The 13,339-nt window shown below is 47.1% G+C and carries 10 protein-coding genes and 1 riboswitch; of the genes, 1 reads left to right on the plus strand and 9 read right to left on the minus strand.

Annotation, left to right across the window (positions count from 1 at the left end; translation table 11 throughout):
* Positions 1-17 precede the first annotated feature (17 nt).
* Together QE390_RS22795 and QE390_RS22800 are read right to left on the minus strand one after the other, a co-directional pair.
* On the minus strand, positions 18-1,079 hold the full coding sequence (locus QE390_RS22795; RefSeq protein ID WP_307144043.1) for a formylglycine-generating enzyme family protein: 1,062 nt from the start codon (positions 1,077-1,079) through the stop codon (positions 18-20).
* A gap of 56 nt (positions 1,080-1,135) precedes the next feature.
* Positions 1,136-2,680 carry a sulfatase gene (locus tag QE390_RS22800; RefSeq protein ID WP_307144044.1) on the minus strand — a complete coding sequence of 515 codons (1,545 nt, stop codon included), beginning with the start codon at positions 2,678-2,680 and terminating at the stop codon, positions 1,136-1,138.
* 481 nt (positions 2,681-3,161) lie between these two features.
* Between QE390_RS22800 and QE390_RS22805 the strand changes: the two genes are divergently transcribed.
* The gene (locus QE390_RS22805) at positions 3,162-4,232 is read left to right on the plus strand and encodes a histidinol-phosphate transaminase (protein WP_307144045.1); all 1,071 of its coding nucleotides are present in this window, start codon (positions 3,162-3,164) and stop codon (positions 4,230-4,232) included.
* Between the two features lie 68 nt (positions 4,233-4,300).
* Here QE390_RS22805 and QE390_RS22810 read toward each other — a convergent pair whose 3' ends face one another.
* The 7 genes from QE390_RS22810 to QE390_RS22840 form a co-directional block, all read right to left on the minus strand.
* Entirely contained in the window at positions 4,301-5,059 is a 759-nt protein-coding gene (locus QE390_RS22810) for a DUF4397 domain-containing protein (protein WP_307144046.1), read from the minus strand.
* A gap of 11 nt (positions 5,060-5,070) precedes the next feature.
* A complete protein-coding gene (locus QE390_RS22815) occupies positions 5,071-7,821 on the minus strand; it encodes a TonB-dependent receptor (RefSeq protein ID WP_307144047.1) in 2,751 nt (916 codons plus the stop codon).
* An 82-nt stretch (positions 7,822-7,903) separates the two neighbouring features.
* Positions 7,904-8,845 carry a cytochrome-c peroxidase gene (locus QE390_RS22820; protein WP_106636126.1) on the minus strand — a complete coding sequence of 314 codons (942 nt, stop codon included), beginning with the start codon at positions 8,843-8,845 and terminating at the stop codon, positions 7,904-7,906.
* Positions 8,842-9,318 (minus strand): protein-disulfide reductase DsbD domain-containing protein, encoded by a 477-nt coding sequence (locus QE390_RS22825; RefSeq protein ID WP_307144048.1) that lies wholly within the window; start codon positions 9,316-9,318, stop codon positions 8,842-8,844. The genes QE390_RS22820 and QE390_RS22825 overlap by 4 nt, the downstream gene beginning before the upstream one ends.
* Positions 9,319-9,331: 13 nt before the next feature.
* The gene (locus QE390_RS22830) at positions 9,332-9,940 is read right to left on the minus strand and encodes a YceI family protein (protein ID WP_106636128.1); all 609 of its coding nucleotides are present in this window, start codon (positions 9,938-9,940) and stop codon (positions 9,332-9,334) included.
* A 124-nt stretch (positions 9,941-10,064) separates the two neighbouring features.
* Entirely contained in the window at positions 10,065-11,354 is a 1,290-nt protein-coding gene (locus QE390_RS22835) for a peroxiredoxin (RefSeq protein ID WP_307144049.1), read from the minus strand.
* Between the two features lie 195 nt (positions 11,355-11,549).
* Positions 11,550-11,650, minus strand: a riboswitch (SAM riboswitch).
* Positions 11,651-11,857: 207 nt separating this feature from the next.
* A complete protein-coding gene (locus QE390_RS22840; protein ID WP_106636129.1) occupies positions 11,858-13,333 on the minus strand; it encodes a RagB/SusD family nutrient uptake outer membrane protein in 1,476 nt (491 codons plus the stop codon).
* Positions 13,334-13,339 lie beyond the last annotated feature (6 nt).

Consider the following 13,339-nt stretch of genomic DNA (forward strand, 5'->3'; position numbering starts at 1 on the left):
CAGTAAAGGCTTTTCGCTTATAAACTTATCACGCAGCGAAATCCCAGGTTATTACTGCCGCTGCTTACTTCGCCTTTTCCGCGACTGCCGGACTTGTAGCGAATGCAATACTGATCGCTGCATAAGAACGAACCGCCGCGTTGCACCCGTTTTACCGCTCCTGGCTCCTGTGGATCGTAACTATCCTGAGGGCCTTTAGGGTTATCTTTGCTACTTTGTGCGTAGTAATCAGGACGGTAAAAATCCGAGCACCATTCCCAGACATTGCCTTCCATGTCATACAATCCATACGCATTGGCCGGATAGGTTTTCACGGGAGCTAATTCGGCAAAGCCATCTTCCTGAGCGTTATGGTCCGGGAAGTGGCCCTGATGGATATTGGCTACCCATTGCCCTTTCGGCTTGAGATCATTACCCCAGTAATAAATGGTGGCTTGTGCCTTTCCGCCTCGAGCGGCAAACTCCCATTCGGCTTCGGTAGGGAGCCGCTTACCGGCCCATTGGGCATACGCGGCGGCATCTTCGTAGGACACGTGGATAACGGGATCGTTCGGCTTATAAGTGCTATGGGGACCTTTAGGATGTTTCCAGTTTGCTCCCGGCACGTAGCTCCACCAGCGAAGCGGATTCTCCAGCGAAACCGGCTGCGTAGGAGGGGTAAAGACCGCCGAACCCGGAACGAGGTCAGCCGCCGGAACACCTGGAAAATCTGCGGGATTTAGGGGACGCTCGGCAACCGTTACGTAATGCGTTGCTTTTACAAAGGCCGCAAATTCCGCGTTGGTTACCTCGTGTTCGTCCATCCAGAAGGCATCTACGTGAACGGCGTGTAGGGGTTGGGTATCTTCGAATTCGTTGGACCCCATGGTGAAATCACCGCCGGGAATGCGAACCATTCCCTGGGTGGAACCGGGCTTTACTTTCGTACGGCTGGAATCCGTTTTAAAGTAAGCGACTCGGCTGGGAATGGCTTCCCCTGTTTCACATACCGGAATGGTAGCTTGGTTGGTTGCGGGTTGTTTTCGATCCTGGCAGGAGTTTAACAGAATCAGACCCAGTAACCATGAAATTCGAAACATGCACGAATGAGTTTAGAGAAGGCAGTAACTAAAAGGCACCGCTACATTCCTCAAAATTAATTAACTAATTTATTCAGCAAGCGTAGAGCTTCCTGATCATCGTAGTCAATCATCAGTTGCTTTAGCTGACTTTTCAGTTCAGTTGTGATTTTTTCAGTGCCCTTCTCGCCGTACAAATTTTTTAGCTGGTGAGGATCTTTCTGCAAATCATAGAGTTCCCAGCGGTCAATCTCGCCGTAAAAATGCACCAACGTATAACGATCCGTACGAACGCCGAAGTGCGGATAAACGTGGTGAGGCTCCGGGAATTCGTAATAATGGTAATAAGCCGCTTTCCGCCAGTCGGTAGGTTTTTGTTCTTTCAGAAGCGGTAAAAAAGATTTCCCCTGAATTTCCTGCGGAATTTTTGTGCCGGTAATGTCCAAAATGGTCGGAGCCCAGTCAATGTTGGAAACCAGCGGAGCCACCTTGATTCCGGGTTTAATTACGCCCGGATAGCGAATCACAAAGGGCGTTTTCAGGGATTCTTCGTAGATGAATCGCTTGTCAAACCAGCCGTGTTCGCCCATGTAAAACCCCTGATCGGAAGCATACACCACTACCGTATTTTTCGACAGTCCCGACTGATCGAGGTAATCGAGCAATTGACCAATGTTACGGTCCAGCGACTTGGCCGTAGCGAGGTAATCTTTCAGGTAACGCTGGTATTTCCACTCGGTCAGGGCTTTGCCACTTAATTTTTTCTCATCAAATTCTTTACTGACTTTGCCTTCGTAATACTCCCGGAACGCTTTCTTCTGCTCGGGGGTAAAGCGTTTATACTCGCCATAGAGCCTTTGGGCTTCGTAGTCCAGATGTACCTTTAAATCTTCCTTCAATCGCATCGTTTTTTCGATGGTCATGTCTTGCTTTTCCGCCGCTTCCCGGTTTTGATAGGCATCGTAAAAATTGGCGGGTAGGGGGAAAGTAACGCCGTCGTACGCTCCTAAATCCTGAATATCGGGCAACCATTCGCGGTGGGTGGCCTTATGACCTACCACCAGAAAAAAGGGTTTAGACTGATCTCGTTTTTCTAACCAGTTCAGCGAAAGTTCAGTGATTACGTTACTGACATACTTCCCTTCATGCCGAACGGTATCCCGTTTTCCGTTGATAAAATCCGGACTGTAATAATGACCCTGACCGGGTAAAACGTCGATGTAGTCGAAGCCATTGGGGAGGCTTCCCAGGTGCATTTTTCCAATCCACGCGGTTTGATAACCGTTTTTTTGTAAGGATTCCGGGAAAACGGGCTGGTTAATATCAAACTTGCGTTCGTTGACGGTATAGCCATTTTTGTGACTGTACTTCCCTGTCAGCAAAGTAGCCCGGCTGGGGCCACAAATGGAGTTAGTCACCACATTGTTCTGAAGCAAAGCTCCTTCGCGGGCAATGCGGTCAATGTTAGGCGTTTGAGCCAGCTTGCTGCCATAAGCACTAATGGCCTGATACGCGTGGTCATCCGAGAAAATGAAAACGATGTTGGGCCGCTGCGGCGTTTGAGCCTGCCCTAGGCTGATCCCCCAAAGGGCAGTGAAGAAGTATAAAAAGGTACGCTTCATTTCGATAGAGTGAGGCTAACAATAGACTAGTTTTAAGCAGTCCAGGTACTCAATTAATGATGAAACCATACGAGCAAATTCCTGCCTGAACTACTTTCAAGAATGACAAATCGATCCAGAGAGAAAAGCAAAATGGATGTCTTTTACAGACTGCAAATCTTGTTATTATTCCACAGAAATGAAAATAATCTATAAAATCTATAGGCTATATTAGTAATTTGAAACACTGCGTTTCATCTTTACAATGTTATAAAAGCCTCTGAATACGATGGTTGGGTTGAGGATTATCATTAGAAAGCTTAGTGGAATGCTTTGGGTTTCTAATAACTTATCATCGAAAATTCAGATGAATTAGTCTCAGATTTATTATAACGTATATGTGAAATCGTTATATGATGTTGTGACCATCACTAAATTTCTGATAAGCTCAGATGGTTTCCTTAAATACATTGAAAATAAAGACTAGTGAATTTTGACAGCGATGAAAAAAAGACACGTTTACGCGATTGTTTTCCTGATCTTGAGCCTGACCACGCGAATGGAAGCTCAGGTTATTCCTCTTTCGCTGAATGAGAATCCCTATGGCCCTTCTCCTGCGGTTTATCAGCGACTGGAAGCGGAAAAAAATCGATTAAGTCGGTATACGGGTGAAGAAGGGGAGTTGCTACTAAAAGCCATCGCTCAACGTGAAGGGGTCTCGGCAGATCAGATTGTGATGGGTGAAATTCTGGATCAACTGGGGATTTACCTGGGATTGAAGGGCGGGGCTGGGAGCGAGTTCATTTACTCCGTTCCGGGCTACCCCGTGTTGGTTCACGCGGCGGCCCGGGTGGGTGGAAAGGTAATCTCGGTGCCACTGAATGCGAATAAAGAAAACGATTTACCTGCCCTGAGTAAGCAGGTAAATGAACGAACCCAAGCCATCTTTCTGGTGAATCCGCATAACCCCTCGGGAACGGTGAATGACGCGAAGACCTTCCATGATTTTATTGAGAAAACCAGTAAGAAAGCCTTGGTTATAGTGGATGAAGCGTATCTGGAATTTACGGATGACTTTCAGGGCCGAACCGCCGTGGCTGATCTTAAAAAGGGTAATAATGTCATGGTTTTCAGAACCTTTGCTAAAGCCTATGGACTGGCGGGTTTATCGATCGGTTATGCCGTCATGACTAAAGAATTAGCCAGTTACCTGAAAGCTCAGGGGTTGGGTAATGTCCATGATTTAAACCGCCTGTCGGTGGTAGCGGCTCTGGCTTCGCTGGAGGACGAAGCTTATTTACCCAAAGTAACCCAACAAATCCAGCAAGAACGTCAAAAGTGGAATCAATGGCTTGATGAATGGAAGGTAACTCATACGAATTCTCAGGCCAATTTTGTGTATCTGGATACGAAAAAACCATATACTGAAACGGAAGCGGCCTTCACGAAAGCTGGTATTAAAATTGGACGGGCCTTTGCTCCCTACGAGACCTGGATTCGCATTACCATTGGCTTACCCGAAGAAAATAAAAAGGCTCAGGAAGTTCTAAAGACGATCATTGTTAATAAATAAAACCGCCGACTCTGATAGTCGACGGTTAAGATTAAAGCTAAACGCGGATCTATTGATGAAGTGAATCGTTAGTTGTGCAGGAGGGAAACCACTTTCAAGGCACCCGGCGAACCCTGAGTAAAGAGGGTGTAAATTTTTCCGTCCTGAAACGTGTAGGAGGCTGAGTGGAGAACACCCGTCGTATTACTGACGTTAAGCGTTTTCGTTCCAGCAGTTACTTCTAAAAAGGGGCCGAGCGTGTAGGCACTTAACGTTTCTCCGGTCAGGGCTGAATTCGCCGCTCTTCCGTAAGCCACATTCGTAAAAGTAACATCCGAACCCGTTACCGTCACAGCTCCCTGATCGGGGGAAAGATTAACGAAACGAAGCTTGGCTTTGCCCGCAGCCGGAGTAGTCAGATTATCGTAGAAGAGAATGAGTGAGTCTCCAGAAGTCCGGTTTTTACGAGTGGCAAAAACGGTATGATAAAAATCCGCAATGGGACCATTCGGCCCGCCAGAACTGCTAAAAGTGGCACTGTTTCCAAACTGTTGAGAAGCTTTGTAACTCGTTCCCGAACCTTCCGTCAGGTTAATCTGAACGTTTCCAAAAACTGTAGGCAGATACGCAGATGCATTACCGGGGGCTAAGGCAGTGGAAGTGATCTGGTTGGTAAACGTCCAGAACTGAACGGGCGTGGCGGTAGTACGGGCGTTCACAAAGCGAACATAGGCCGCTAATGCAGGACGTTCGGAGGCGTTAAGATCAAGGTAATCGGTTTTGTTGCAGGAAGTCAAACCTGTAATGAACGTGAGTAACAGACCTGCTTTTATGAAGAGCTTGTTCATGGATGCTGTTTTTAGAAAGTGACAGAAAGGCGGGCGAAGGGCTGAATCCCTGCACTGCCGTTTTGAATCCCAACTACCGTCGGATTACGCAGGCTGACTACCTGAGAATAATCGCCGAGCTGATTAAAGAGGTTATTGACACCAGCCGTTACCTGAATGGCCGAAGAAACGCGGTAACCTACCGAAGCGTCCGTTACCCAGATAGGATTGAGTTTTTGGAAGAAATAATCAGGTCGGGGGAAGGTGGCATTCAGGGCTGTAGCCGTAGTAACCGATCCGAAATACACCGTGCGAAGCAGGTAATTAAAACGTCCCTGACGGTAGAAAGCCTGAAGTGTAATTTTCTGACCGGGAATATTGGAGGTAACCCGGGCCTTTTCGCCTTCGTTAAAAATAATGTAACGATAGGCTTCCAACCCTTTGGGTGTATGGACATTGGTTACTTCATTCTTTACAAAGTTGCCTCCCACCAGAAGCGTTAACTGACCACTGCGGAAGGGTGTTTTATAACTTCCTGTAAACTCAATACCCTTCGTGCGGGTACTAAAGGAGTTATAGAAAAACTTGGCCTGTGTTGTTCCCGTTTGCACGAAGAGGGTACGTACTTCCAGGGGTAAGTTGGTATCGGTTGCTGAGAAGTTACCCGTATTGCCTACCCGATTGTTCACCTCAACCAGATACGCATCCGCTGTTAATTCCAGATTACGAACGGGTTGGGAAGTAAATCCGAAGGTATACCCTTTTGATTTTTCAGGCGTTAGGGAAGGGAACCCTAATGCCCGGGTGGCGGCACTTTTGTTGGAAGCCGTTACCTGATCAATAGCCCGGCCCTGCTGGAAACTCGTGGATGTTTCGGTATAATAGAACTGAGCCAGATCGGGGGCCCGGAAGCCTGTGTTATGCGAAGCCCGAATGCTTAACCAGTTGCTGAATTTGTAACGGGTGGCTACTTTATAAGTGGTTACGTTTCCAAAATCTGAAAAATTCTCTACCCTAAACGCCCCCGATAGTAACCAGTTCTGGGTAAGGTTTGCTTCTAGGTCCAGGTAACCCGCTGAAATGGCCCGGTTTACATTGACCTCGTTGGCTGGACGGAATCCGGCGTGGATTTGTGAGCCGGGCGAAAGACCGTTTAGACCAATGCTGCCCGCATTATTCAGGTAAGGAATACCTGCCGCCGTGGTATCAATGTCATAAATCGTGCGTAAATCGGCTTTGCTGTAGGATGCTTCCTCTCCCGCAATGATCTGATAGGTTTCCACCCGGTACTGGGCACCCAGGGCAACGTTCAATCCTTTCAACACCCGATCAAAGTAACGACTGAAATCAAGGCTGGCTGTGTTTTGACTGGCGTTATACTTTCCTGCGTCAAACGTAGTTGGGCTTTTCAAACCCAGACTAGCATTGATGGAATTGGTGATGACGTTACCGAAATCATTCTTTCCATAAACATTCGAAAAATCAACATTCCACCCGTGTACTTTTCCTTTAATACCCAGCGTCAGAGACTTATCGGTGATGATGTTTTCCATCGCGGGTAGAAAACCGTCGGGGTATAAAAACGAGTTGGTTCGCTCAGTCCAGCCGGACAGACGATAGACTGCCGTAAACTGTGAGTTGCGGTGACTGATTCCGCCAAAAGCATAGATTTCCGCTTCTTCTTTCAGGGGAATGGCCGCGTTGAAAAAGAGTAACGCGTCTTTAGCTTTGTTAGAACCGCCACCGCGTTGATCAAAAAAGTGCCGATCAATGCCTCGCTTGGCGAGGATAGCCTCATCTATTTCTTTGGTATAAATGGCATCGTAAGCCCGAGTATTGGCTCCTCCGCCGTAAATCGGGCCGTTGTACAAACCCGAATCGTCTTTGCCGGGAGTCAGGGAAATTCCTTGCGTAGCAAATTCAGCCGTTGCATTGAAAAAACCGCCTTTGTTACCCAGCGAAAATCCATAATTGGCACTGGTTCGCGTCGTAGTTCCATCGCCGCGACGCCGCGTGCTGACGGTTGAGGTTGCCGTTAGTTCGTCGGTGCTTTTCCGCAAAACGATGTTAATAACCCCGGCAATCGCGTCTGAGCCGTATTGAGCAGCGGCTCCGTCCCGGAGTATTTCCACGCGTTCAATCGAACCCGTTGGAATAGAGTTCAGGTCATAACCCGTAGCTCCGTTGCCCAATCCACCCCAGTTAACATTAGAGCTTTTATGGCGACGTTTGCCGTTCACCAGCACTAACACCTGATCTACGCCTAAACCCCGTAGCTGCGAAAGATTCAGGGCCGAACCCGCATCCCCGGCATTACTGCCATTGACCGAGTGAAAGGAAGGCGAAACGTATTGCAGAAGTTGGGTAATACTCACTTGGGGAGCCGATTCTTTCAAGGGTTTCAGATCAATTACATCAACGGGAACGGGAGAATCTGTTCGGGTACGACTGGCGTTTCGGGAGCCTACTACTTCAATTTCACCCAATTGATTCGCCGCAGATTCCAGCCGGATGACGTATTGATTCGACTCATTCAGAGCCACTTCCTGCGTCTGGTAACCGATGGCAGAAATAATAAGGGTAGTACCTTTATTGAACGTAAGTCTGAAGTTACCCTGGACATCGGTGGAGCTGCCGTGTGTGGTACCTTTGATGTAAACAGACGCTCCCGGAATGGGACCGCTGTCGGCGGAAGAGCTTACATTACCACTGATGATTCGTTGCTGTGCCTTCGTAGCTAAACTGATAATCAGTAGGAAAGTCAGGTAAAGAAAGTGTTTCATATATTAATTTACTAAATCTATAGAATTAGTAGAATAAATGAGTTGAAAGAAACCCGAGCAGGGGAAGCTCGGGTTCATTGATTTACTTTTTAGTGAACTGATCGTCGGTCAACGCATGCAGAAACGCCTCCAGATCAGTAATGTCACCTTCGCTTAAATTCAGGGGGGTACTAAGAGAGGGGTCCCGGTTGAAACCATTCTTGACAAACTGGTCGGGATGGTTGTAATAATTAATGACTTCCCGCAGTGTCTTGAACATACCGTTATGCATATACGGAGCCGTTAAGGCCACGTTACGCAAGCCCGGAACTTTAAAGTGACCCAGGTAAGTACTGTCTTTTACAATCCTGAACCGCCCCTGATCCAGCAAATCCTTTCCATCGAATAAACCAATGTTCTTGAATCGATCTGCCGTGAAATCTTCTCCTGAATGGCAATTGGCACAATTGGCTTTACCAATGAACAGATTTCTGCCACGAATGGCCGAAGCCGACATGGCCGCATCGTCCCCATTGATATACCGGTCATAGGGCGTATTACTGGTTTCCAGCGTTCGCTCATAGGCCGCAATTACCTCTGCCAGTTGAGTAGCCGTAACGTCTGATTTATAAAGTTTACGAAAAGCCTTTGCGTAAAACTTGTCGCCATTAAGGCGGGATACAGCTTCGGCGATGGGCAAGTTCATTTCGGTTGGGTTCGCAATCGGCTCCAGAGCCTGCATTTCTAGAGACGATGACCTCCCATCCCAAAAGAGTTGCAACCGACCTGCCAGATTCATCGCCGAAGGCGTATTACGTTCACCGGGGGTATTTCGCACACCCAGACTGAAGGACATCGTATCCGCAAAGGCAAATTCGGGTTTGTGACAGGAAGCACAGCTAATGGTGCGATCTTCGGAAAGAATAGGGTCAAAAAAGAGCTTTTTGCCCAGTTCTACTTTGCTTAGGGGTTCTTCTGAAGTAATAAACCTGAAGTTCAGAAAGAGTAATAGAATCCCCCCCAGAGCGAGGAAAAAGACTTTCATTGGGCATTTCGGGGATCAAAATTAAACGCTTGTCGGAAAGGAACGCATAAGCCTTTTTTATCGTGACAAACCTGACCAGTGATGTAGCCTGTGAAAAAATAATCTAGTTTATCGATTCTGACCTTCTGGCGAAATTCGGCCTGTTTTGTGAAATAAGAAACATTTATTTCCCAGGTTTTGTCTTGCTTCGTTTGGGGCGAAATGGGAACGACCGGACCTAGCACTGAATACGTGCCATTAGATACGAACTCAAAATGAGTGGGCTGAGGACCTATATCTGCCTTAAAATCAGAAGAGTACAAAGACCAGCCTTTTTCAACTTTAGCTTTCACGATGAGCTCTACTTCGTCACCGGGCTGGAGAGCGGTCTTCGATAGCGAATAATCCCATTCGAGTTGCTGAACGCTTTCCTGAGCCCATAGTGAGGTCACACTGGCTAGTAAAACGACTAGCCCAGTAAAAATTTTTCTCATAAACAAGGAAAGATTATCGACTCGCCGAAGCCGTGCCGCCCGCGTTAGCCACTAAGTTTACATCCAGTTCAAAGTCATTGTGGATGGCTTTGTCACCCAGATTTTCGAAGAAATTAGTCGAACGGAATTTGATGTCGTATTTGGTACGATCTACCGGAATTTTAGCTGATGCCGTTAACTGGTTTTTATCAGCCTTTACCGTGGCGGGAAAGCTTACTTCCTGCGTAATGCCCTTGATGGTTAACTTCCCTTTGACCTGCACTTGACCCGCTGCCTGTGGGGTTACCGACGTAATCACAAAGGTTGATTTAGGGTGTTTGTCAACCGCGAAGAAATCATCCCCTTTGAGGTGATTGACCAGCTTCTGGTTGTATTCCTGATCTTTTAAATCTGTAACCGTCAGCGTGCGAAGATCGCTTTCAAACGAACCGCCTTTCAACTTACCATTATCAGCAATTAGGGTGCCGCTGGTCAGGGTAACGTTGCCATAGTGTTCACCGGTCACTTTTTTACCTTTCCACACGATAGTGCTTTTCTGGGTATCTACTTTGTAAGTAACCGTAGCCTGAGGCTTTGTAAATGCGAATGACGCAAGGGCGAGGAGAGCGAGTACTTTTTTCATGACAAGTTTTGTTTAGGTTTTTGTAAATGTAGTTGATTAGTAGCGAATTATGGTTTTTTAAGGAGTATCGGGTAAACTACCCGATACTCGAATACATGGCAAATCAACTTTGACGATCGAACGATTATCGTGCGGCCACATCGCTGCTGGCCGGAGCTTCTTCAGCAATGTATTTGTCCAGGTCTTTATTCCACTTTTTTACGTAGTTTTTGTAGTATTTCCCCGTTACTTCCCCGGTATAACCCGTGTGGATTTGCTTCACGGTTCCATCCCGACCAATGATGATCGTTGTTGGGAACGCCATCATTTTATTGAGGGCCGCGAATTTCTCGGAAGCCAGTTTTTTATCCGCAATACCACCGAAGAGAATGTCGTATTCAATACCGTATTTCTCTTTCAGTTTACCTAGTGTGTACTTGGCGTATTCCAGATCATCTTTCTGTTCAAAACCAACCGCGATGGCTTCTACGCCGCGATGTTTATTGGCCTTGTACCAGGGGGAAAGAAAAGCCGTCTGATCCGTGCAATTGGGGCACCAGGTCCCAATGATTTCCACGATAACCACTTTGCCTTTGTATTTAGCATCGCTCAGTTTTACGGTTTTTCCATTCAGATCGGGGAAAGTGAAATCCAGTTTATTCTGACCTTCCTTCAGTTGAGTCAGAGCATAGGGATCCGGAAGTTCGGCCTTTTTGTTTTTCGTCCACTCCAGCTTTTGAGTAACGTATAACCCACGATCAATTTCGGCGGATAAGGTTTTGTCCTCGTTGATTTTTCCTTTGATCAATACGGGATTAGGCCCGGTGAAGCCCGAAAGAACAAATTCATTTCCCTGAACAGTCCCCTCCAGTTCACGGGAATCACCCACGACCGTCATGATCACGCCCGTCAGTTTATTCCCCTTTTGTTCGAGTAAAGCGACCTGATTCGCAACCGGTTCTTTACTAATGAGTTTGATTTCCCATTTACCGCTCAGGTTAGCCGCTGGGGCAATGTCTTTACCGGGTTCAACGAATCGGTAAGACTTACCGTATTCCGCCGTAAAAGGCAGCGAGTTACCCCGGAAGCTGGGCACCAGACTGCGGTATTCACCCGTTAGGTGGCCGTCGGGGTGAACCTTAGCTACCAGTGCGGCATCGTACGTATTCATTTTAATAAATAAAGAATCAGAAGCCGTTTGTTTGACGTGGAAGTGATCCTGACGGGTGCCATTGATGAGGGTGAAAGTAGCGTCTTCGGCTTTATTACCCTTTACTTCAAAATTAAAGGGAACCTTCTGTTCGTTAATGGTGAAAACGCCCCGCCAAACGCCTTCTTTCGGGAATTGAGTTTGCTGAGCCTGCGAAGAAAAACCACTGAGTACGGACAAGGTAAGGGCCGTGCCTTTGAGGAATGAAATGGCTTTCATTTTCATAAATAGATGTGTTAGAAATAGTTAGGAAATGCACTCGCGTTGAAACGCGTGCAGAGAAAGAAAGCATATACACCAGTGCAGGCAGGCAGATGCAAAAGACTTTCGTGATTAGTTGAGGTTGGACGGATCTCAGCAGCAGCAGGTGCAGCAGCGAGCATTGCATGCGAATAGCTTAGCGTTCATGGTTGGTTGTTGGGTTTATAGTTCCTAATTCAATAGGCAGGTTAGCACTGATTCCGTTCAGGAAAGTTGCTAAGGATTCAAAGAGCCTGTCTCTCCACCTTTCTTTATAAGCCGCAACTACTTTTGCAGGGAAGTAATTGAAGACTCTGCAAAGATATATACGTGAAAATGCATTATCCAAATAAATCTATAGATTTTATAGACTAATAACGTTTATTTTTTTAGCCAAACCTATTAATCATTTGTCAATCAGTAGATTGAGAATTGAAGTTAGATTAGGCAGCAGGCATTTATTCAAGCTAGATGCCTGCTGCCTGTGATTAATTACGGGTCATTAGCTTATTAGCGGTTAACTCACTGGCTGGAATGAGCCATACATATGTAGGATCGCTCGGTACGATGGCCGGTACAGTGCCTTTTGCTGGAAACGTTAGATTCTGCCGGTAAATGTCAATAGAGCGTAAGCCTTCGCCTAAAAACTCAATGCGGCGTTCTTTTAGAATCGTTTCCAGCAAAGCACTGGCATTAGGAAAGCTGGCGGTAGTCCACTGCGTGGAAGCATCCGACCTTGATCGCACGGCACTCAGCAACTGAACGGCTCGGGCATCTACTGAATTGGTCGAGCGGGTTCGTGCCTCAGCAAGGTTCAATAGCACTTCCGCGTAGCGAATAATCGGAGCTTTGTCGGTATAAGGCGACGGACTCGAGTATTTCGATAACCACTGCTGCCCGCCCGAAGTAACCACAAACTGGCGGCGGGCATCGGTCGATTTCCAGGTGCTTTCGCCCAGAATTCCTGCCGGGTTCAGGTAATACTCCCTGTTACCTGTCGGCAGGTAGTAAAAGCCAAATTGATTCTGCGTTCCTGGGTTGTCCTGATTGGTGAAAACGAGCGAGAAGATGCTTTCCGTTGTGGTTTGCGGTACGGCAAAGACCGAAGCAATATTGGCTTGCAAGGCATGCTTTACGCCCGTGGTGGCCGTAAAGGGAGCAGAAGCGGAGACAATCTTGTCGGCTTCCCGGATTACGTCATCCCATTTAGATTGAGCCAGATAAACTTTCGTTTTAAACGCAATTGCCGAATTTCGATGCGGATGCGAGACATTGGTCAATTCATCGGTATAATTTAACGGAAGGTTCTGCTCGGCGAAATTCAAATCCTCAATAATCTGAGCGTAAACTTCGGCCACCGTACTCCGGGCCAGATCGTTATTCGCTGCATTGGTTTCAGCCTGAAGCCGAAGCGGCAAGCCCGGACTGGAACCATTAGAAGTTGCCCCATACGACCGGGCATAAAACTGCAGTACGTAGAAATAAGCCACCGCTCTCACGAACCGAGCTTCGGCTTTGTATTTTAGCACTTGCTGGTCATAGTTGGCCGGAAACGTAGGAGGTACGAATTTGCTGGCGTTATCATCCAGACCTTTTAGAAATACGTTAACTTTATTAATAGAAGCATAAGCCGCGTCCCAGATGCCACCCGTCTGCGATTCGTTTTGTGTAAAGCTCCACACGTTAAAACCAGTACCCTGGTTGGCCTTGACATTCAGGAATTCTTCTCCCTGAATATCGCTATAAATGTGATAACGCCCTCCTAGAAAGGCTCCTGATTTAATGGACGAAGAACTGAATAACCCGTTCACCTGCTGGGCAATGCGGGCAGGTGTATCGAAAACGACAATGTCGGTGAAAAACGTAGTGGGTGTGGGTTCTAGTTTGTCTTCGTTGCAGGAAGAAAGTGCAAGTACGATTCCAAGGCCTAGTACGCGGGACGTATGTTTGAGTAAGTGATTCATAATCAG

Source organism: Siphonobacter sp. SORGH_AS_1065 (genome assembly GCF_030818595.1).
Classification (GTDB): Bacteria; Bacteroidota; Bacteroidia; order Cytophagales; family Spirosomataceae; genus Siphonobacter.

Coding starts and splice junctions, on each gene's coding strand:
- QE390_RS22795 (WP_307144043.1), bottom strand. CDS start 1,079: ATGTTTCGAATTTCATGGTTACTGGGTCTGATTCTGTTAAACTCCTGC.
- QE390_RS22800 (WP_307144044.1), bottom strand. CDS start 2,680: ATGAAGCGTACCTTTTTATACTTCTTCACTGCCCTTTGGGGGATCAGC.
- QE390_RS22805 (WP_307144045.1), top strand. CDS start 3,162: ATGAAAAAAAGACACGTTTACGCGATTGTTTTCCTGATCTTGAGCCTG.
- QE390_RS22810 (WP_307144046.1), bottom strand. CDS start 5,059: ATGAACAAGCTCTTCATAAAAGCAGGTCTGTTACTCACGTTCATTACA.
- QE390_RS22815 (WP_307144047.1), bottom strand. CDS start 7,821: ATGAAACACTTTCTTTACCTGACTTTCCTACTGATTATCAGTTTAGCT.
- QE390_RS22820 (WP_106636126.1), bottom strand. CDS start 8,845: ATGAAAGTCTTTTTCCTCGCTCTGGGGGGGATTCTATTACTCTTTCTG.
- QE390_RS22825 (WP_307144048.1), bottom strand. CDS start 9,318: ATGAGAAAAATTTTTACTGGGCTAGTCGTTTTACTAGCCAGTGTGACC.
- QE390_RS22830 (WP_106636128.1), bottom strand. CDS start 9,940: ATGAAAAAAGTACTCGCTCTCCTCGCCCTTGCGTCATTCGCATTTACA.
- QE390_RS22835 (WP_307144049.1), bottom strand. CDS start 11,354: ATGAAAATGAAAGCCATTTCATTCCTCAAAGGCACGGCCCTTACCTTG.
- QE390_RS22840 (WP_106636129.1), bottom strand. CDS start 13,333: ATGAATCACTTACTCAAACATACGTCCCGCGTACTAGGCCTTGGAATC.